Here is a 20,245-nt window from a genome sequence, read left to right on the forward strand (position 1 = left end):
AAACTAAAGAGGTGATAGGCCTTTTTTTATTTATTAAAACTTTCTTGCTAACTTCTCTTACTCTTCTTAGTTGTTTAGAAAACGTTTTTATTGTTAGAATGAAATGAAATAAATTTGTTAGGAGAATATTATGAGTTTACTTATCGCTTTAGTGCCCATGATTGCGTGGGGCAGTATTGGTTTAGTCAGCGGTAAAATTGGTGGAAGCGCCAATCAACAAACGTTAGGTATGACAATCGGCGCATTACTATTTTCAATTGTTGTCTTTTTTGTCATCCAGCCTACGTTGACGACAGCCACATTAATTGTTGGATTTATATCTGGTTTATTCTGGAGTTTGGGACAGAATCAACAATTTCATAGCATGAAATATATGGGCGTTTCAGTTGGCTTACCAATTTCAACTGGGATGCAGTTAGTTGTTAATACCGTTGCAGGGGCTGTTTTTTTCCATGAATGGACAAAAACAAAAGACTTTGTTGTGGGCTTTATCGCTTTGGCCTTTTTAGTTTTTGGGGTGTATTTAACAGCTCGACAAGATGATGATAGTCAACCGAAAACCTCAAACAGTATGTTAGATTTTAATAAAGGGATTCGGGCGTTGATTTTCTCAACAGTTGGGTATGGTGTCTATACCATCATTATTAATGCCACTGGTTTAGATCCGTGGGGAATTATTTTGCCACAAAGTATTGGTATGTTAGTGGGGGCTAGTTTCTTTGCCTTCAAAAAAGTCACAGTTGATCGTTTTGTTTGGATGAATATGACGACGGGTCTGCTTTGGGGCTTAGGAAATATTTGTATGTTATTAACCATGCGTGAAATTGGCTTAGCTATTAGCTTCTCTTTATCACAAATGGGGATTATTATTTCGACTCTTGGGGGCATCTTCCTTTTAGGCGAAAGAAAATCAAAAAAAGAAATGTTTTATGTTATTTTTGGTTGCATTTTTGTTATTCTAGGTGGTATTCTTTTAGGGTATATGAAAGCGTAAATAGTTTATTTACGCTTATTTTTTTTACGGGGGTAAACACATGTCTATTTTTAGAAAAAAAGAAATCACTGTGCCTGTCAATGACAGTGGTGGTATGAAAAAAAATCTTAAGACGATGGACTTAATTTTTCTAGGAATTGGGGCTGTAGTAGGAACAGGGATTTTTGTTGTGACAGGTGTCGCAGCGGAACGCTATGCAGGTCCAGGGCTCGTCTTATCATTTCTGGTAGCAGCAGCCGCGATTATTTTATCTGGTTTATGCTATGCAGAATTTGCATCACGTATTCCGGTCATTGGTGGGCCGTATGCCTACATGTATGTGGTCTTTGGAGAAATTGTGGCTTGGATGACTGGTTGGATGATTATTTGTGAGTTTTTCTTGGCGGTTTCATCCGTTGCTTCAGGTTGGTCAGGCTATGTTCATGGCTTTTTGGATAGCTTAGGTTTTTCTTTGCCGCAAGCGTTAAGTGGCGCTTATAATCCAACAAATGGTACATATATTGATTTGATTGCCATGTTGGTCGTTGTAGCCGTAACTTTTTGGGTATCTTTAGAAGCGAAAACAGCGTTACGTTTAAATAACTTAATGGTTTTCGTGAAGTTTGGGATTATTTTATTATTTGTTCTCGTGGGAATCTTTTATGTGAAACCAACGAACTGGCAACCATTTATTCCTTATGGTTTTTCAGGCGTTTTCAGTGGTGCTGCTTTAGTTTTCTTTGCCTTTCTAGGGTTTGATGCGGTTAGCATGGCCGCGGAGGAAGTGAAGAATCCGAAAAAAGATATTCCAAAAGGGATTATTGGTTCCATTATTATTTCAACATTGTTATATATTGTTGTTACGTTAGTTTTAACTGGGATTGTTCCATTTACGGATTTAGGGGTCAAGGATCCGGTGGCTTTTGCGATGCGCTTCATTAATCATGGCGCAATCGCGACAATCATTTCAGTTGGTGCTATTTTAACCTTATTAACAGTGACGATTGCGATGATGTACAGTTTAGCCCGTGTGATTTATGCGATTAGTAAAGATGGATTATTGCCGCAGTTTATGAGCAAAATCGATGAGAAGCGGCACACACCTAAGAATGCAACCTATGTAGCTGGATTTTTAGCAATGGTTTTTGCTGGGATTGTTCCAATGGAGATGTTGGCTGAACTTACAAATATCGTGACACTCTTTTATCTGATGTTTCTCGCTTTAGGAATTATCAAATTACGGACAATGAAAGGAGAACCGCAAGCAGGTGAATTTAAAGTACCACTTGTGCCGGTTCTACCATTAATTTCAATCGTGGTTTGCGCGGCTTTGATGTTCCAATTGTCTTTAGCTACTTGGCAAGTATTTGGCATAGCCGTAGTGATTGGTTTGGCTATTTATTTCTTTTATGGACGACACCATAGTATCGTTCGTTTCGAGACAAAAGAATAAAAATGAACGAAAAAAGAGAGGAATACTTGTCAAATAGACAGGTGTTTCTCTCTTTTCTTTCTGGCATTTTCTTCATTTTCAAGAGAAAACCGACAAGAAATATAGTTTAATAATGTCTAATTATGGTATACTGTTTAGGAGTAAATCCTGAGGGTTTAGGAAAATGACTAAAGGAGGTTTTTTCTGTATGTCACAGAAAGAAACATTTTATATTACCACCCCAATTTATTACCCAAGTGGGAAGTTACATATTGGGAATTCATATACAACAATCGCCTGCGATGCAATGGCCCGTTACAAGCGTTTAATGGGTTTTGATGTATTTTATTTAACAGGTGTGGATGAACACGGCCAAAAAATTGAAAAAAAAGCTGCTGAGTTGAATGTGACACCAAAAGAGTACGTTGATAAAATGGCAGCAGATGTTCAAAAATTATGGAAAACATTAGATATCAGCTATGATAAATTTATTCGGACAACGGATGATTATCACATGGCAGCCGTGCAACAAATTTTTGATCGTTTAGTAGAACAAGGAGATATCTACCTTGGAGAGTATGAAGGTTGGTATTCAGTTTCTGATGAAGAATTTTTCACTGAAACACAATTAGCTGAAGTATATCGTGACGACGAAGGCAATGTCATTGGTGGGAAAGCACCAAGTGGTCACGAAGTCGAATTAGTTAAAGAAGAATCCTATTTCTTCCGCATGAGTAAATATGCGGATCGCTTGGTACAATATTACGAAGAACATCCAGAATTTATTCAACCAGAATCTCGTAAAAATGAGATGCTAAATAACTTTATCAAACCAGGATTAGAAGATTTAGCCGTTTCAAGAACGACTTTCTCTTGGGGAATTCCATTAAAAAATGATCCAAAACATGTGGTTTACGTATGGATTGATGCGTTATCAAACTATATTACAGCACTAGGTTATGGTTCAGAAGATGATTCATTATTCCAAAAATATTGGCCTGCGAACGTGCAAATGGTTGGGAAAGAAATCGTGCGTTTCCATACGATTTATTGGCCAATTATGTTAATGGCCTTGGATTTACCATTACCGAAAAAAGTCTTTGGACATGGTTGGTTATTGATGAAAGACGGAAAAATGTCTAAATCTAAAGGAAATGTTGTTTACCCTGAAATGTTAGTAGAACGCTACGGTCTAGATGCGTTACGTTATTATTTATTACGAGCAATTCCATTTGGTAGTGACGGCGTCTTTACACCAGAAGATTTCGTTTCTCGCTTAAATTATGATTTAGCTAATGACTTAGGAAACTTGTTGAATCGAACAATTGCGATGATTAATAAATATTGTGATGGCAAAGTACCAGCCTATGCTTCAAAAGTTACCCCATTTGATAGTGAACTATCGACAACTGCGGCTAATGTTATTGGAAAATATCATGAAGCAATGGAAAAAATGGAATTTAATACGGCCATTGCAGAAATTTGGACGCTAGTTTCTCGTGCCAATAAATATATTGATGAAACAGCGCCTTGGGTATTGGCTAAAGAAGAAGAGAAACGCAATGAATTAGAAAGTGTCATGATCCATTTAGCGGAAAGCTTACGAATTGTGGCAATCTTATTGCAACCAGTCATGACAGAAACACCAGGGAAAATTTTCGAACAATTAGGCTTAGATCCAGAAACAATGAACATGGAAAATATTCATTTTGGTGAGTTCCCAACAGACGTAACAGTAACAAGTAAAGGAACACCTATTTTCCCACGTTTAGAAATTGAAACAGAAGTAACGTATATTCAAAAGAAAATGTCCCAAAGCGAAAGTGCTACAGAAGAGGATATTAAATGGAATCCAGAAGAAACAACGTTGGTTTCAACGAAAGAAAAACAAATTAAGTACGATGATTTCGATAAAGTGGAATTAAAAGTTGCCGAAGTTATTGACTGTAAAAAAGTCAAAGGAGCAGATAAATTATTGCAATTCCGTTTAGATGCTGGAGATGAAAACCATCGTCAAATTCTTTCAGGTATTGCTGAATTTTATCCAGATCCAGCTGCGCTAATTGGCAAAAAAGTAGTCATTGTGGCTAACTTAAAACCAAGAAAAATGCGTGGTCAAATTAGCCAAGGAATGATTCTTTCAGCTGAATCACCAGAAGGGAAACTTCAAATTGTTGAAGCACCAAAAGAAATGCCAAATGGTGCAGGAATTGCATAAAAGCATAAGTAGTAAAGATAAAAGGTGAATTGTAACCTTTTATCTTTACTACTTTTTTTGTATACTAGAAGAAAAGTGATTTGATGTGGGGGAAGTTTGAGGGCTTATCATACTTATGAATTTTTAAAAAGACGTAAAAATGATCCAAAATGGAGAAAGGCCTATACATCTGCTAGGAATAAACGTATTATTGGTACTTTAGTTACGATAAATATAATTATTTGGGGCTTTGTTTTGTGGAAAAAAATAGAAAGTGGCGATATAGAAGTAAATAATATTATCGACGTCCTAAAATCGAAAATCAACGAATTTTTAAATTAAAAGAATCGAAGAAAAGCCTAGAAAAAATCATTTGCGATTTTTCCTAGGCTTTTCTATTTTAGAGTTTCACTTTTTTAGGTATTCGTTTTTTACCAAAACGGCCTTTCGTTAGGCGACTTGGTAAAATGATCAGTAAGAGTGAAAAAGGGACACTGATAATTTGCCACGTGAGTAAACGGCCTAAGCTATTATTTTTATAGAGCCACTCTAATATAAAATGCAGCCCTAAAATACTTAACAAAGCCAAGCCTGTCAGGAAATAAGGCGTTGATACCCAGTTGGTCGTTTTCAAGAGACTAAAACCTAAAGGAACTAGATAAAAGTAAGCACTTGTTAAAGTAATACGCCAACTTTTCATAACGGTGCCTAAATTAATTATAAAAAAAAGTAAAGATAGGACTAAAGCGAAAGGTGGAAACAAAGCCACTAACGCCGAATAGATGGTTCCCCAGACGAGCATTAAGGGACCTTTAACAATAGCGGCAATAAGTGTAAACAAGCCAATTAGGAGTAACTGCTGTGTCAGTGAGCCAAAGGTTAGCAAGCCAAATAAAATAAGCAGTAGCCAGTGCCAAATGGTTTGGTTTTGTTGTTTTCGCTCAATAGTTACATTTTTTTGGATAGAAGTTTTTAAAAAATTTTCTAAATCAGGTGATTGTTTCACCTTCTCACGCTCCTCTCAACTTAAGAGACAACAAACGAGTAGGTCTGCTAATTAAAAAGCAGTGCCTACTCGTCTATTATAAGTGGTTTTTCTAAAAATAAAATCCGCCTTAAGTCTCAGTTACTGGGCTGCCAAGTAAGGTGTAAACCATTCAGAAAGTGTGCCAGTATAAGGTAAAACGACCCGTTTCATTCCACGAGAAATAGCAGTATACAGGATTTTTTTATCTCGTTTATTGTCGGAATAACGATTAACATTTGGGTTATGAAGAATTACATTATCAAATTCTAGACCTTTTGCCATATCAATTGATAAAACTTGCAGTGACGGATGCTCTTCCAATGAAAGAGAAGCACAGAGTTCTTTTGTTAATTGTTCTTTTTCTGCAAAAGTTTTAGTAATAATGGCGGTGCTTTCTTTCGAATCAAAGGTTGTAATGGAAGTGACGATTGCTTTAAGATAGTCAGACGCAGAGTCACAAGGAATAAATGTCGGCTTTTCTCCATCATGCCGGATGGGCACAATGGTTAATTGCTCTGGTTGAGTGCCTAATGTTTGGAAGAGTCGTGTAATTTCTTTACTTGAACGATAGCTGTTTAATAATTGATAGGTTCCAACAGAACGGCTGGTTTCGTTAACCAATAAATCATGGGCTTCAGAAAATTCAATGGCTGTATTAAAAATGGCTTGATTTTCATCACCAGCTAAAGTAAAACTAGCTTTAGGGAAAAGTGTCAGCAGTAATAATAATTGGGCTTCTGTATAATCTTGGACTTCATCGACTAGGATAAAAGCCATTTGCTGGTTGGCGAGATTTTCAATAAATGCATGTTTCACCAAAATAAGGGCCACAATTTCATCGGCTGTGAAAACAGCTGTCTCTTTTTGATACGATTTTTCAGTGAATAAAGAATAAAACGTTTCAAAAAAGGCCCATTGATCTAGCCAAGCATCATTTTTGATAGCGGCAGTGATGGAGCGATATTTTTTCTTCAAACGTTTTAAAGCAAAATCAGCCAGATGTTTTTCATTATCTTCGGTAATCACTGTGCCAAAATAACGAACTTGTTCAGCTTCTGTTAAATCTTGGAATTGATCCAACATTTTTTTAGAATGGGCTTGTTTTAATAGATAACGTGTCCAAAGACTGGTTAATTTTTCTTTTGTGGCTGAAATTCGTTGGCGAATACTCAAATCAGCTGGTGTTTCTTGATAAAGTTTAAAAATTGTTTCTGAAGTAAATAAGGTCTGCTTTTTAAAAGTTAAAGGACGGAAAAAATGTGGCTGCACAACCGCTTTTTCAGGATTGCTTAAAAGAGACGTTGCAAATTCTTTTGAACGAATAACGTGCTCTTGCTCCGTTGCCTCAGAGCGAGTAATGCGTTCGAAATAGTCCGTTTCTTCTTCCATTGGCCATGCTTCTTTGGTAGTGAAGCGCAAAAATTGTAAAAGAGTCAAATTCAAGGGATTTCGTTCGCCTAAATTCGGTAAAACTTGAGAAATATAATCAATAAATGTTGAATTTGGTGAAAGTAATAAAATATTATCCGCTGTAATTTCTGCTCGATGTTGATAAAGTAAATAAGCAATCCGTTGCATAATCGCAGACGTTTTCCCACTACCAGCAATCCCGTTGACTAGTAGGAGTGGCTGCGTTTCGTCACGAATTATTTGATTTTGTTCTTGTTGAATGGTTGTCGTAATGTCCTTCATATAAGGAGAAGCATCTTCTTCTAAAGAATGCAATAACACATCATCTTGAATCGCAATGGTTGTGTCAAAATAGTTGATTAATTGATCTTTTTCAATAATTAACTGTCTTTTCAAATCAAGTTGTACAGGAATGGTTTGTTGATGTGCCATGTAGGCTGTTTTTCCTAAAACATTGTCATAAAATAACGAAGCAATCGGTGAGCGCCAATCGTGAATGCGCGTTTCTTCTTCTAAAGAAGTAAAATCGTTTACGCCAATATAAAAGTTTTCTGGCTCTTCAGGGCTGTCTTCAAAAGTCACGCCAATTTTGCCAAAATAAGGAACTTGTAATAGGCGTTTCACTTTGTCTAAATTTTTAGCCGTTGCTTCATTTTTTAAGTTCCATTGATCAATTTCGCGGTTCTTCATTTCCAACATGGCAAACGTTTCTAGATTATCGGCATAACTATCAAAATTCAGCTTAGAATCGCGACCAAATTCTTCTAGCATATGTTTGCCATCTTTCATTGTGTTCGCCAATTGCTCTTCGTAAACTTTTTTAGCCGCTTGCAGCTCATGATAAACCGTTGTTAAATGCTGTTGTTCATAAATTTTTTCATCGGTCATGGAGATTCCTCCTTTTAATAACATGACTGAATAGTATACGTTACTTTTAGCATAAATGCAAGCGCTGTTTATGAGGAAATGGCGAATCTTGTCGCCTAGTCATTCAGATTTTTCAAGAAATATGATAAAGTAGAGAGGAGATAAAGGAGGCAATCATAATGATTTTTGATACACATACACATTTGAATGCAGAACAATTTAATGATGATATTCCAGAAACGATTGCACATGCCCAAAAATTGGGTGTTACAGAGATGGCCGTGGTCGGTTTTGATGAACCAACGATTGAAAAATCTCTTTTACTTAGTCAGGAATATGCCAATATTTATAGTATCATTGGTTGGCATCCAACAGAAGCGGGTAGCTATACGCCAGAGGTTGAACGACGATTACAAGAACAATTAACGTTGCCAAAAATTGTCGCATTAGGTGAAATCGGTCTTGATTATTACTGGATGGAGGATCCTAAAGAGGTGCAAGAAAAAGTCTTTCGCCGTCAAATTGCGATTGCTCGGGAAATGAATTTACCGTTTAGTGTGCATACGAGAGAGGCATTAGAAGATACCTATCGAATTTTAAAAGATGAAAAAATTTCAGATATTGGTGGAATCATGCATAGTTTCAGTGGTGATGCCGAGTGGATGAAGAAATTTTTAGATTTAGGTCTGCATATTTCTTTTAGTGGCGTCGTAACGTTTAAAAAGGCGTTGGATGTTCAAGAAGCGGCGATGGCGGTACCACTCGAACGAATGTTGGTGGAAACAGATGCACCCTATTTAGCTCCCGTTCCTTATCGTGGTAAACGGAATGAACCCGGCTATACACGATACGTAGTGGAAAAAATTGCTGAATTACGACAACTAACCTTTGAAGAAGTGGCAGAACAAACGAGAGTCAACGCTCATCGCTTGTTTCGGATAGATAAATGAAAGAAAAAATGAAAGTTGCAGAAATCATTGTCGTTGAAGGAAAAGACGACACACGCCGCATTCAAGAGGTAGTTGCAGCGGATACGATTGAAACGATTGGCTCTGCTATCAATGATGAAATTTTGACACAAATTGAACACGCACAAGAAACGAGAGGCGTGATTATTTTTACAGATCCAGACTATTCGGGCGAAAAAATTCGTAAAACAATAATGGAAGTCGTCCCTGATGCAAAGCATGCTTTTTTATCAAGAAAAGTTGCAGTTCCTAAAAAAAATGGTGGTAGCCTAGGGGTTGAACATGCTAGTGATGAAGCAATTATTGAAGCCTTAAAAAAAGTCGTAACACCTGTTCAAGCTGGTGAAGACTATCAAGAAATTCCTAGACAAACACTAGTTGAATATGGTTTAATAGCGGGAGCAAATGCCAAAAAATACCGTGAATTATTAGGTGATGACCTAAGAATTGGCTATACAAATAGCAAACAGTTAGTCAAACGGTTAAGCATGTTTCGGATTACAGAAGCAGAATTGAAAGAAAGCATGACACGTATTTTAAAAGAACTTGCAAACGAAGAATAACTACATGGAGGAACAAGCGTGACGGACTATAAAGAAATTGCCACACCATCCAGAACCAAAGAAATACTAAAAAAACATGGATTTTCATTTAAAAAGAGTTTAGGTCAAAATTTTTTGACAGAGCCTAATATTTTAAGAAAAATTGTAGAAACAGCGGGAATCAATCAGCAGACAAATGTTGTCGAAGTCGGGCCTGGAATTGGTGCATTAACAGAGCAATTAGCGATGAACGCGGCACAAGTTGTGGCTTTTGAGATTGATGATCGCTTGATTCCTGTCTTAGCAGATACCTTAAGTCGCTATGATAATGTAACAGTGGTGCATCAGGATGTTTTAAAAGCTGATTTGGTCGAGACAACCAACCAAGTTTTTCAAGAGAAGTATCCGATCAAAGTGGTGGCTAACCTACCTTACTATATTACTACGCCAATTATGATGCATTTTTTAGAATCTTCTTTAGATGTAGCCGAAATGGTTGTGATGATGCAAAAAGAGGTCGCTGATCGAATTGCTGCTAAACCAGGAACGAAAGCTTATGGCTCATTATCAATTGCTGTTCAATATTTTATGGAAGCAAGTGTCGCCTTTATTGTGCCAAAAACGGTTTTTGTGCCGCAGCCCAATGTTGACTCGGCGATTATTAAATTGACGCGCCGTGCTACACCAGCAGTGACAGTGACCAATGAAAAAGAATTTTTCAAATTAACCAAAGCCAGTTTCCAATTAAGACGTAAAACATTGTGGAATAACTTAACGCATTTTTATGGGAAAGATGAACAAACGGTGGCTTGGCTAAAAGAGAGCCTAGCTGAAGCAGAAATTGATCCTTCTAGACGTGGTGAAACATTGTCTTTAGAAGAATTCGCTCGTTTAAGTAATGCTTTAGAAAAAAATAAACCAGTATAAAAAAGAACTTTCTGTTATTTATGAGAAATAACAGAAAGTTCTTTTATGTGTCTTGACACATTGCGGCTGTTCAGCTACACTTGAGAAAAACAAAAGGTGTCATGACACCTTTAGGAGGCAGTTTTAATGAAAACAAACTCAGTAAAACGTTTAACAATTTCAGCACTTTTAATTGCAATGGGGATTATCATTCCAATGGTTATGCCAAGAATTACCATTGGTCCAGCCAGTTTTACATTAGCAAGTCACGTCCCAGTTTTTATTGCCATGTTTATTTCTCCAGTGGTAGCAATTGCGGTTAGTCTAGGAACAGGTTTTGGTTTTTTCTTATCCGCAACACCGATTATTGCTTTGCGGGCCTTATCTCATTTGATTTTTGCAGTCATTGGCGCAGTGATTTTACAAAAGCATCCAGAAATTTTAATCAATAAAGAGGGGAAATTCACTTTATTAAATGGGAAATTACAGTTGTTTAACGTGGGAATTGGAGTGATTCATTCCGCTGCCGAGCTAGTGGTTGTTTCTGTATTTTACACAATGGGCAACTTGCCAGGAACCTATTATACAGCCGGCTTCATGTATTCTATTTTTCTTTTGATGGGCGTTGGTGGATTAATTCATAGTTTGGTGGATTTCAGTATTGCCTACTTTTTAGCAAGTACCTTAAGTAAACATGTAGATATTCCAACTTTTACAGAAGCGAAACAACCCAAAGTGATAAAGAAGAAGGTTAAATTAGCATAAAGAGAAACAATCGAGGCATCCGTCATTGTGACGGATGCCTCGAGATTTTTTTATTTAATGACTTCTTCTGTTTGAGGGTCGAAGAAATGTCCTTTGTTAATATCAAAAGCTAAGTCAATCATTTCACCAGGATGGTGGAAGTCACGTGCATCTACTTTTGAGATAAACTCTGTATCACCAATTTTTGTATAAAGCATGGATTCAGCCCCTAATAATTCAGAAACAACGACTTCAGATTTAATCACCGCATCTTTCATTGCTGTTAAAGCCACTTGTTCGCTATGAATATCTTCTGGACGAATACCGAAAATTAATTCTTTGCCTTCATAACCATGTTCAACAAGCTCTTTGTTTCTTCCTTCAGGAATTGCTAGTTTTAAGCCATGTTGGTTAGAAATAACCCCATTGTTTAAGGTAACTTTGAAGAAATTCATGGCAGGTGAGCCGATGAACCCAGCTACGAACATATTTTTAGGTGTATTGTAAACTTCTTTTGGTGAACCAATTTGTTGAATAAAGCCATCTTTCATAATTACGATTCGGTCAGCCATGGTCATCGCTTCGGTTTGGTCATGTGTCACATAAATTGTCGTAGTTTCTAAACGTTGGTGTAGTTTAGCGATTTCAGCACGCATGGCTACACGTAATTTTGCATCCAAGTTTGATAAAGGTTCATCCATTAAAAAGACTTTGGCATCACGGACAATTGCCCGGCCAAGTGCAACACGTTGGCGTTGTCCACCAGAAAGCGCCGCAGGTTTACGTTGTAAGTACTCTGTTAAGCCCAGAATATCCGCAGCATTTTCCACCCGTTTTTTAATTTCAGCTTTATCATATTTTCTTAGTTTTAAACCAAAAGCCATGTTATCAAAAACAGTCATATGCGGGTAAAGCGCATAGTTTTGGAAAACCATGGCAATATCACGATCTTTTGGTGCAACGTCATTCATGACTTTGTCCCCAATTGATAATTCACCTTCAGTAATATCTTCTAAGCCAGCAATCATTCGCAATGTTGTTGATTTACCGCAACCAGAAGGTCCGACAAAGACGATAAATTCACGGTCTGTAATTTCTAAGTTAAAATCTGTAACAGAATAATGTTCTGCATTGTCATATTTTTTATACACATTTCTAAGCGCCATTTCCACCATTTGATACGTCACTCTTTTCTTTTTGATTTGTTACTCATAGTTTAAATGAAAACGCTATCTTTCAGCAAGGGAGAGTTGCACAAGAAAAAGAAGACTTTTTCGTCAAGGTGACAAAGGACAAACACTCTCAGCGGATTTATCGCTAAACTTTTGTTATAATATAACAAAGACAGGAGTTGGATAACATGAAAATCGCTTTAATCGCTCATGATCGTAAAAAAACATTAATGATCAAACTAGCAACCGCTTATAAACATATTTTAGAAAAACATGAATTGTATGCAACGGGAACGACAGGCATGAAAGTGATGGAAGCAACTGGCTTACCCGTGCATTGCTTTAAATCGGGGCCATTAGGTGGGGATCAACAGATTGGCGCAATGATATCAGAAGACAACATTGATTTAGTTATTTTTTTAAGAGATCCTCTTTCCGCACAACCGCATGAACCAGACGTGACGGCTTTGATTCGTCTAAGTGATGTCTATGAAATTCCTTTAGCGACCAATATCGGCAGTGCTGAAATTCTTTTGAGAGGTGTCGAGGCGGGGTTTGCAGACTTCCGTGAGGTTATCCATGAAGGGGATCGTCGACCGTTAGCTTTTTAGAGAACCTTAATGGTTATTTTGACTATTTTGTGGTATATTTTATGAGGACTTTTGTCCAAATAAAATAACAGAGTAGGAGACAAAGCGTTAAGTGCTAAAAGGATGGGATGTTGCCTTTTGGACGAAGAACATAAACAGTGTGTTGCTAGAAAGCAAAGGTTCTTACTTTGCTTATCATCAGAACAACACGTTCAGCTTTTTAATGTTCGCGGTTTTGTTTTCGCATTCGCTGCATGGTTCGTCATGTAGCAGCTCTTAGAGGAGATGCTAAAAATGACAAAGAAAAAATTTGGCACAAAATCCATTGCGTTAATGGGCGTACTCATTGCGGTGGTCGTTGTCTTTTCACGCTTTTTTGCGTATGAAACAACGTTTTTAAAAATCAGTTTCACGTTTATTCCAGAATCATTGATTGGGATGATTTTCGGACCTTTTTGGGCTGGAATCGGCACGGCGGTGGCTGATGTGGTAGGAATGCTGCTTTTTCCAAAGGCAGGCTATTTTCCTGGGTTTACTTTAAATGCCTTTTTGGCTGGTGCTATTTATGGTTATTTCTATTATAAGAAAGAAATGACATGGCAACGAGTGATTTTGGCGACATTGTTGGTCACCGTTTTAATTAATATCATTTTAACTCCTTTGTGGTTAAGTTTAATGTATGGCGTCAATCTAGCAAATTTTGCTTGGTGGGTACCACGCTTAATTAAAACAGTTATTTTCTTTCCTATTCAAGTAATTGCCACTTATTATTTAGGCAATAAAATTCCCTTTAAACGTTTATTTGGGAAGCCATTATCTGAATTAGATCAATAAATTTAAAATTAAAAGAGTCACTTTTCATCATCCCAGAAAAGTGACTCTTTTTTATTGTGCTTTTTGATTAAACTGCGCTTCGTAAAGGTCACGATAATAACCCTGTTCTTTTTGCAATAATTCGTCATGGGTGCCAATTTCAACCACTTGACCATTGTCCATAACTAGAATTTTTTCAGCACTTTTGATTGTTGCTAAGCGATGGGCAATAACAAAACTGGTCCGGCCAGTCATCATTTGTAAAAAAGCATCCTGAATTTTTTGCTCAGTCAATGTATCAACTGAACTGGTCGCTTCATCTAAAATAAGCATCGGCGGATTACTAATCATCGTGCGTGCAATAGTCATTAATTGTCGTTGTCCTTCAGAAATTTTAACGCCTTGGGAACCAATCTCGGTATCTAGTCCTTGAGGTAAACGCATGACGAAATCAAAAATATGGGCTTTTTTCATGGCTTCTATAATTTCTTCGTCAGAGGCTTCAGGATTCCCGTATGTTAAATTTTCCCGAATGGAACTATCGAATAGCCAAGTATCTTGGAGAACCATACCAAAACTTTTTCGTAAGCTGTCCCGAGTAATTTGAGTAATGTCGTGAGTATCAACCGTAATTTGGCCACGGTCGACCTCGTAAAAGCGCATTAACAAATTCACTAATGTTGATTTACCCGCACCAGTTCGCCCAACAATGGCAATTGTTTCTCCTGGTTCAGCAATTAAATTAAAGTTTTCGATTAAAGGTCGCGTCGGCGTGTAAGAAAAATCAACGTCTTTAAATTCAACACGGCCTCGCGCTTCTTTCAAAATAATTGCGTTCGGGGCATCAGGACGTTCAACTGGTTGATCCATCATATCAAAGGTACGTTCCAATCCAGCTAAGGCTGCTTGGATTTGGTTGGTGATTCCTGAGAGTTCAATAAAAGGTTTAGAAAATTGACTAGAGTAAATGGTGAAACTGGAAATAACACCAACTGTGACTAAAGGATTGCCACTTAAAACTAACAAGCCACCGACTAATCCAATCGATAAATAAGATAAATGGTCGATAAATCGAGAAAGTGGGTTGGTTAAGGAGGAAGAAAACTGAGCCTTCTGTCCTTTTTCATACAACGTTTGATTCAATGCTTCAAATGTTTCTTGCGTAGCTTGTTCTTGTTGAAAGGCTTTAACAATTTTTTGGTTGCCAACCATTTCTGAAACGAAGCCGGAAATTTCACCAACAATCGTTTGTTGTGCAGCAAAGTTTTTTTGTGAAGCTTTTGCAACAAGCCAGTTTACAATAAAAATAATCGGCGTACTGATAAGAACCACTAATGTGAGCAGGGGACTTAGCCGAATCATAAAGAGCAAAGCAACAACGACGGTGGCCATGCCAGAAAATAATTGGTTGAAGACAGCCGAGCAAGCCATTGAAATATTGTCAATATCGTTGGTAAAGCGACTGACGATATTTCCGTGTGATGTTTGGTCATAATAACTTAACGGTAATTGATTTAAATGGGCAAAGGCATCTTTTCTCAGCTGTGTGGTCGATAAATAAGACACGCGATTACCGAGACGTTGAATCAGCCATTGACTTAGAACGGTTACGAGTAAAATCCCTGCTAATAAACCTAAAATTTTGATGAGTTGCGCAGCATTGACTTGTCCTTTACCAACCATTGTATCAACGGATTTACCTATATAATAAGTCATGAGGACAGTCGAAAAACCACTGAGAATTCCTAGGATTAAGGCGCCGATAATTTCTTTTGGATAGCGTAGTAAATACGGCTTAAAACGTGAGAAGGCACCAAAATGAATTTTTTTAGTTTGCATGGGTATCCTCCTCCTGTGACGCAACGATTTCTTGATACTCTTTAGAAGAAGTAAGTAATTCTTCGTGGGTGCCAAGGCCAGCGACTTTTCCACTATCTAGGACTAAAATTTGATTCGCCGTAGCAATCGAACTCACGCGTTGTGAAATTAAAATAACGGTTGTCTCTGCTCGCTCTTTTTGTAAAGCACGGCGCAGATTCAAATCTGTTTGATAGTCGAGGGCACTCAAGGAATCATCTAAAATAAGTAAATGCGGTTTCCTAATCAAGGCACGGGCAATGGTCAACCGTTGTCTTTGTCCACCAGAAAAGTTTTTTCCGCCTTCGTTAACAGGCGTGTCTAACCCTTGGTCTAATTGTTCAACAAATTCTTTACATTGGGCGATAGCTAATGCTTCCCAACAGTCTTCATCAGTTGCATTTGGTTTGCCCCATTGTAAGTTTTCTCGAATAGTCCCTGTAAATAAGACGGCAGTTTGTGGGACACTTGCCACTTGTTGGCGTAAAGTAAAGAGCGGCCAATCGCGCACATTTATACCATTAATAAAAAGGTTTCCTGCACTCACATCATAAAATCTGGGAATGAGTTGGGTTAAGGTACTTTTCCCGCTGCCGGTAGGTCCTGTGATGCCGAGAATTGAGCCTTTAGGAATCGTAAAATTGATATTTTCCAAAGCCAAACCGGCCTCTGGTTCATAGCGAAAATCTACATGGTCAAAGGTAATATCACCAAATTGTGGAGATGTTTTTGCTGATTCTGGTGTATCTGTTAACTGGCTTTCTACAGTTAAAACCTCATTGACACGGTTTGCGGAAGCGGCAGCTCGCGTAAAAATTACCACGAGATTAGAAGCAACAATTAAAGCGAGCATCATTTGATTCATATAATTGATCAATGCTAAAACTTCCCCTTGTTGCAGGGAACCGAAAGAAACTTTTAAGCCACTAAAATAAAGTAAAAATAAAATTCCAACATTCATAATCAAAGTGGTTAAAGGCGTTAATAAAGCAGAGACATTCGATACACGAATGTAAATATCGCCTAAATCATCTGAAGCTTTATCAACATGTCGTTGCTCTGTTTCCTTTCTAGCAAACGCACGGATCACACGGACACCGCTTAAATTTTGACTAATTTGACGGTTTAACCGATCCAAATATTCTTGGACTTTTTGATATAAAGGCACAGTCACTTTAATGATAATAAAGAGAATAAGGCTAAAAATTGGTAAAAGTAATAGGAAAAGAAAACCCATCTGCACGTCAATGTAAAAAGCCATGACCACAGAACCGATACTTAAAAAAGGTGTCCGAATGACCAACCGAATAAACATCGCTAAAGCCAATTGAAGCTGGTTGATATCGTTTGTGATCCGGGTGATGAGGGTATCTGTACCAAAACTATTCAATTCTTTGTGTGAAAGCTGATTAATTTTCTTCATTAATTGATTTCTTAGCTCCGTCCCAAAACCTTGCGAAGCGACTGAAGCATAATATTGACAAATCATGACAAAAAATAAACCAACTAACGACATAACAAGCATCCAGAGGGCCATTTCTATGACAGTCTGTCGGTCGTTTTGACGAATACCGACATCGACTAAGTGAGCCATGAATAAGGGCAAGACTAACTCGAAACAAGCTTCTAAAAATTTGAAGACTGGACCGAGGATAATTTGTTTTCGATAATTTTTTGCGTATTTCAATAAACCAAACATAAGATTCCTCCCTTTGCTGCTCTCATTGTAGCCTAATCTTTCAATGAAAGAAAGTTGTTCGCTACATTTTCTCAACTTCTGTTAAAATAGAAGAAAAGCGCAAAGAAGTGGAGTGTGACAGAAACGTGGAAAAAATGAGTCAGGTTATTTTGTTATTTTTTATTTATTCCTTTATCGGCTGGTTATGGGAAACGGTGTATTGTTCATTAAAAGCCAAAAAATTTGTTTATCGAGGATTTTTGGTAGGGCCTTATTGTCCTATTTATGGATTTGGGGTCTTAAGCGTTCTCTATTTTGTGGAACCCTTTGAGAACAATCTCTTGGTATTGTATGTCGGATCGGCTGTTTTAGTGACGATTTTAGAATATTTCACTAGTTATGGCTTGGAAAAATTGTTCCATGCCTCTTGGTGGGATTATCATGATGTACCTTTTAATTTAAACGGTCGCGTGGCTTTACCGGTTTCTCTTTTTTGGGGATTGGGGTGTGTCTTGATTGTCAAAGTTATTCAACCAGAAATCGCCAAAGTTGTCAGTTTTTTACAAGCAATCTTTGGCAACTACTTAGCACTTTGCATAGTGATTGTAATGGGGCTTGACTTAATTTATACGTTGCTGAACATGCAAGGTTTCAAAAAACTTATTACCGAGATGGGCCAAACGTTGGAAACGAACCAACAAGAATTTAAGCAACGGTTGAACACAAAAATGGAAATCGCTACAGCTGATTGGCAGAAGTTAAAAGAACGAACCAAAAAAGAGCATTTCCAAAATCGGTTAAATTTCCAACAACGTCGTTTTATTAACAATTACCCAAAACTAACTTTAAAAAACATTAAAAATTCCAAAGAAGTTCGGCATCTCTTAGAAGATTTGAAGAAAAAGGGCCAATAATTAACAAAAAATATTACAAAATATTTCAATCAATGGTCTAATGAGATGAAAAAAAGAAAAATCGTCAAAAGCTAGTTTTTAAGGCGTCTTAAGAAATTCTTAAAGAATTGAGATAGAAATGGACTAATGAATAAACGCAGGATAAAAAAAGAGTTGCATTTAAATTGTAACAAATTGTAACATGATTGAAATAAAACAAGCCCTCCTGACTAGTATAATGAGTAGGTGTTTTAGATAAGTTAGGAAAGGTGTTGGATTTAGTGAAGGTTAAAAAGTTGATACCATTTTTAACAACAATGATGCTTATCAATTTTGGACTTCCAGTCGCTGCGGCAGCAGAATCACTTGATTCGTTGCAAGAAAAAGAAGCGCAAGCGAAACAATCTGGGGAGTTAATTAGTAAAGAAATCAATTCAGCCTTAGACGATGTAAATGCTAAATATGCGGAAATCGAACGTTTAAAAACGCAAATTTCAAAAGCGGAAGATACGTTGAAAACTTCGAAAGAGGAAATAGAAAAAACAGAAAAAAATATTTCTCGTCGTAAAGAAGCTGTTGGCGATCGTATGAAGGATATTCAATTAAATGGTGACCAACGTACTTGGCAAGCCTTATTAGATGCAGAAAATTTATCAGATTTCTTTAATCGGGCCTATGCCATGACCGTTTTACAAAACTTTGAACGGGAAAAGATTGAAAGCTTAACTAGCGAAAAAGAAAAGTTAGCTGCATTACAAGAAAAAGTTGAAAATACGCAAACAACTTTAAAACAAAATGAAGAGAAATTACAAGTTGAAGCTTCTTCAATGAATAATAAAGTCTCTGAGTTAAAAGAAAAAATGGCGAATAATGAAGAATTATTGGCTCAAATTTCGACAGACAAACAGAAAGAGCAACAACGCTTAGTCAGCGAAAAAGCAGCAGCTGAGGCACAGAAAAAACGTGCGGCAGAAACTGCCAAAGCAGAAGCAGCGAAGAAACAAGCAGCTGCCGACAAACAAGCGCAAGCAGATGCGGCGGCTAAACTAGAAGCCGAAGCTGCTGAAGAGTCAAGCAGTCAAGCATCAAGCTCTTCTACAAGTACGGAAAGCAGTAGCACTGAATCTTCAAGTTCAGCTAGTTCATCCGAATCGTCATCAACGCCAGAATCATCGACAGGCGAATCATCAACTGGCTCTGGTCGTGTGCTTCAGATGGAATCAACTGCTTATTCTTGGCGCGAAGCTGGTGCAAGTAATCTAAGTGCTACTGGTATTGACTTAAGTAAAGAAAGCAATGTAGTTGCAGTCGATCCAAGTGTAATTCCTCTAGGTTCATTAGTGAAAGTCTCTGGTTATGGCTTTGCTATTGCTGGAGATACAGGTGGCGCTATTCAAGGAAATATTATTGATGTTCATTTTGATTCAATAGACCAATGTACTGCTTGGGGACGACGTCAGGTTACAGTAGAAATTCAATAATAAATTTGTTATACTAAAGACAAGATAAAAGGAATTGGCTAAGTCAGTAATGATAGTAGCCAGTTCTTTTTTAGTTAAATGTAAAGGAGAATTACAATGATTCGCTCGGCAACAAAAGAAGACGGTCAAGCGATTGCTCGGCTGGTCTTAGTTATTTTAAAAGATATGGAGTTACCAATTTTAGAAGAAGTCTCAGAAGAACAAATGATTGACCTATTAGCAGAGGCAACGGCGTATCCAACCTATCGCTATGGCTATCAACGAATTTTAGTTTATGAACATGCAGGTGAAGTTGCAGGGATTGCTGTCGGCTATCCTGCGGAAGATGAAAAGATTATTGATGAACCTTTAAGAGAAGTCTTTAAAAAACATGGCTTAGCAGAAGATGTTCGGCTATTTATTGAAGAAGAAACCTTGCCTAATGAATGGTATTTAGACACGATCTCTGTGGATGAACGTTTCCGTGGAATGGGAATTGGTTCTAAGTTATTAGATGCTTTACCTGAAGTAGCCAAAGCTAGCGGGAAGCAAGCCTTGGGTCTAAATGTTGATTTTGACAATCCAGGGGCGAGAAAGTTATACGCAAGCAAAGGCTTTAAAGATGTCACAACAATGACTATTAGTGGTCACTTATACAATCATATGCAAAAAGAAGTGTAAAAATAACGAAGCTAAAGTCAATCACTTTAGCTTCG

17 protein-coding genes and 1 riboswitch are annotated in these 20,245 nt (G+C 37.4%); of the genes, 12 read left to right on the top strand and 5 right to left on the bottom strand.

Going from position 1 to position 20,245, the window contains the following annotated elements:
* The first annotated feature begins 130 nt into the window (after positions 1-130).
* The 3 genes from IGL42_RS03330 (at position 131) to metG (ending at position 4,623) form a co-directional block, all read left to right on the top strand.
* A complete protein-coding gene (locus tag IGL42_RS03330) occupies positions 131-994 on the top strand; it encodes a GRP family sugar transporter (RefSeq protein WP_002361372.1) in 864 nt (287 codons plus the stop codon).
* 40 nt (positions 995-1,034) lie between these two features.
* Positions 1,035-2,426, top strand: coding sequence for an amino acid permease (locus IGL42_RS03335; protein WP_002355812.1), 1,392 nt, complete (start codon positions 1,035-1,037; stop codon positions 2,424-2,426).
* A gap of 187 nt (positions 2,427-2,613) precedes the next feature.
* A complete protein-coding gene (metG, locus tag IGL42_RS03340) occupies positions 2,614-4,623 on the top strand; it encodes a methionine--tRNA ligase (protein ID WP_002355813.1) in 2,010 nt (669 codons plus the stop codon).
* A gap of 379 nt (positions 4,624-5,002) precedes the next feature.
* Here the strand turns inward: metG and IGL42_RS03345 are convergent, their stop codons facing one another.
* Both IGL42_RS03345 and IGL42_RS03350 read right to left on the bottom strand, forming a co-directional pair.
* The gene (locus tag IGL42_RS03345) at positions 5,003-5,608 is read right to left on the bottom strand and encodes a hypothetical protein (protein ID WP_002391492.1); all 606 of its coding nucleotides are present in this window, start codon (positions 5,606-5,608) and stop codon (positions 5,003-5,005) included.
* Between the two features lie 120 nt (positions 5,609-5,728).
* Entirely contained in the window at positions 5,729-7,951 is a 2,223-nt protein-coding gene (locus tag IGL42_RS03350; protein ID WP_025191879.1) for a HelD family protein, read from the bottom strand.
* A gap of 134 nt (positions 7,952-8,085) precedes the next feature.
* On the opposite strand from IGL42_RS03350, the gene IGL42_RS03355 reads away from it, so the two are divergent.
* The 4 genes from IGL42_RS03355 to IGL42_RS03370 all read left to right on the top strand — a co-directional run bounded on the left by IGL42_RS03355 (position 8,086) and on the right by IGL42_RS03370 (position 11,087).
* Positions 8,086-8,856, top strand: a complete 771-nt coding sequence (locus tag IGL42_RS03355) for a TatD family hydrolase (protein ID WP_002355817.1) — start codon at positions 8,086-8,088, stop codon at positions 8,854-8,856.
* The gene (gene rnmV / locus IGL42_RS03360; RefSeq protein ID WP_002368172.1) at positions 8,853-9,437 is read left to right on the top strand and encodes a ribonuclease M5; all 585 of its coding nucleotides are present in this window, start codon (positions 8,853-8,855) and stop codon (positions 9,435-9,437) included. The genes IGL42_RS03355 and rnmV overlap by 4 nt, the downstream gene beginning before the upstream one ends.
* A gap of 18 nt (positions 9,438-9,455) precedes the next feature.
* Positions 9,456-10,343, top strand: a complete 888-nt coding sequence (gene rsmA / locus IGL42_RS03365; protein WP_002358849.1) for a 16S rRNA (adenine(1518)-N(6)/adenine(1519)-N(6))-dimethyltransferase RsmA — start codon at positions 9,456-9,458, stop codon at positions 10,341-10,343.
* Positions 10,344-10,469: 126 nt separating this feature from the next.
* Positions 10,470-11,087 (top strand): hypothetical protein, encoded by a 618-nt coding sequence (locus IGL42_RS03370; protein WP_002355821.1) that lies wholly within the window; start codon positions 10,470-10,472, stop codon positions 11,085-11,087.
* A 50-nt stretch (positions 11,088-11,137) separates the two neighbouring features.
* Here IGL42_RS03370 and IGL42_RS03375 read toward each other — a convergent pair whose 3' ends face one another.
* Positions 11,138-12,241 (bottom strand): ABC transporter ATP-binding protein, encoded by a 1,104-nt coding sequence (locus IGL42_RS03375; RefSeq protein WP_002355822.1) that lies wholly within the window; start codon positions 12,239-12,241, stop codon positions 11,138-11,140.
* A gap of 185 nt (positions 12,242-12,426) precedes the next feature.
* Here IGL42_RS03375 and mgsA point away from each other — a divergent pair, with 185 nt between their 5' ends.
* Both mgsA and IGL42_RS03385 read left to right on the top strand, forming a co-directional pair.
* Positions 12,427-12,849, top strand: a complete 423-nt coding sequence (gene mgsA / locus IGL42_RS03380; protein ID WP_002355823.1) for a methylglyoxal synthase — start codon at positions 12,427-12,429, stop codon at positions 12,847-12,849.
* A 66-nt stretch (positions 12,850-12,915) separates the two neighbouring features.
* Positions 12,916-13,083: riboswitch (THF riboswitch) on the top strand.
* A 30-nt stretch (positions 13,084-13,113) separates the two neighbouring features.
* Positions 13,114-13,662 (top strand): folate family ECF transporter S component, encoded by a 549-nt coding sequence (locus IGL42_RS03385; protein WP_002385065.1) that lies wholly within the window; start codon positions 13,114-13,116, stop codon positions 13,660-13,662.
* 51 nt (positions 13,663-13,713) lie between these two features.
* Here IGL42_RS03385 and IGL42_RS03390 read toward each other — a convergent pair whose 3' ends face one another.
* Complete coding sequence (locus tag IGL42_RS03390) at positions 13,714-15,480, bottom strand: ABC transporter ATP-binding protein (protein ID WP_010710751.1); 1,767 nt, start codon at positions 15,478-15,480, stop codon at positions 13,714-13,716.
* On the bottom strand, positions 15,470-17,197 hold the full coding sequence (locus IGL42_RS03395) for an ABC transporter ATP-binding protein (RefSeq protein ID WP_002363303.1): 1,728 nt from the start codon (positions 17,195-17,197) through the stop codon (positions 15,470-15,472). The genes IGL42_RS03390 and IGL42_RS03395 overlap by 11 nt, the downstream gene beginning before the upstream one ends.
* A gap of 125 nt (positions 17,198-17,322) precedes the next feature.
* Here IGL42_RS03395 and IGL42_RS03400 point away from each other — a divergent pair, with 125 nt between their 5' ends.
* From IGL42_RS03400 to IGL42_RS03410, 3 genes are all read left to right on the top strand, one after another.
* Positions 17,323-18,090: a putative ABC transporter permease gene (locus tag IGL42_RS03400; protein WP_010710750.1), complete on the top strand. Its 768-nt coding sequence runs from the start codon at positions 17,323-17,325 to the stop codon at positions 18,088-18,090.
* Positions 18,091-18,338: 248 nt separating this feature from the next.
* Positions 18,339-19,550 (top strand): 3D domain-containing protein, encoded by a 1,212-nt coding sequence (locus IGL42_RS03405; protein WP_025191878.1) that lies wholly within the window; start codon positions 18,339-18,341, stop codon positions 19,548-19,550.
* A gap of 96 nt (positions 19,551-19,646) precedes the next feature.
* A complete protein-coding gene (locus IGL42_RS03410; RefSeq protein ID WP_002355832.1) occupies positions 19,647-20,210 on the top strand; it encodes a GNAT family N-acetyltransferase in 564 nt (187 codons plus the stop codon).
* The last annotated feature ends 35 nt before the right edge of the window (positions 20,211-20,245 follow it).

Origin of the sequence: Enterococcus sp. DIV0712 (assembly GCF_050554855.1) — a bacterium.
GTDB classification, from domain to species: Bacteria; Bacillota; Bacilli; order Lactobacillales; family Enterococcaceae; genus Enterococcus; species Enterococcus faecalis.

What these genes read in the sequence shown, in the direction of transcription:
- IGL42_RS03335 (WP_002355812.1), top strand. Translation starts at nt 1,035, where the DNA reads ATGTCTATTTTTAGAAAAAAAGAAATCACTGTGCCTGTCAATGACAGT.
- IGL42_RS03410 (WP_002355832.1), top strand. Translation starts at nt 19,647, where the DNA reads ATGATTCGCTCGGCAACAAAAGAAGACGGTCAAGCGATTGCTCGGCTG.
- IGL42_RS03375 (WP_002355822.1), bottom strand. Translation starts at nt 12,241, where the DNA reads ATGGTGGAAATGGCGCTTAGAAATGTGTATAAAAAATATGACAATGCA.
- IGL42_RS03390 (WP_010710751.1), bottom strand. Translation starts at nt 15,480, where the DNA reads ATGCAAACTAAAAAAATTCATTTTGGTGCCTTCTCACGTTTTAAGCCG.
- IGL42_RS03395 (WP_002363303.1), bottom strand. Translation starts at nt 17,197, where the DNA reads ATGTTTGGTTTATTGAAATACGCAAAAAATTATCGAAAACAAATTATC.
- mgsA (WP_002355823.1), top strand. Translation starts at nt 12,427, where the DNA reads ATGAAAATCGCTTTAATCGCTCATGATCGTAAAAAAACATTAATGATC.
- IGL42_RS03385 (WP_002385065.1), top strand. Translation starts at nt 13,114, where the DNA reads ATGCTAAAAATGACAAAGAAAAAATTTGGCACAAAATCCATTGCGTTA.
- IGL42_RS03330 (WP_002361372.1), top strand. Translation starts at nt 131, where the DNA reads ATGAGTTTACTTATCGCTTTAGTGCCCATGATTGCGTGGGGCAGTATT.
- rnmV (WP_002368172.1), top strand. Translation starts at nt 8,853, where the DNA reads ATGAAAGAAAAAATGAAAGTTGCAGAAATCATTGTCGTTGAAGGAAAA.
- metG (WP_002355813.1), top strand. Translation starts at nt 2,614, where the DNA reads ATGTCACAGAAAGAAACATTTTATATTACCACCCCAATTTATTACCCA.
- IGL42_RS03350 (WP_025191879.1), bottom strand. Translation starts at nt 7,951, where the DNA reads ATGTTATTAAAAGGAGGAATCTCCATGACCGATGAAAAAATTTATGAA.
- IGL42_RS03370 (WP_002355821.1), top strand. Translation starts at nt 10,470, where the DNA reads ATGAAAACAAACTCAGTAAAACGTTTAACAATTTCAGCACTTTTAATT.
- IGL42_RS03355 (WP_002355817.1), top strand. Translation starts at nt 8,086, where the DNA reads ATGATTTTTGATACACATACACATTTGAATGCAGAACAATTTAATGAT.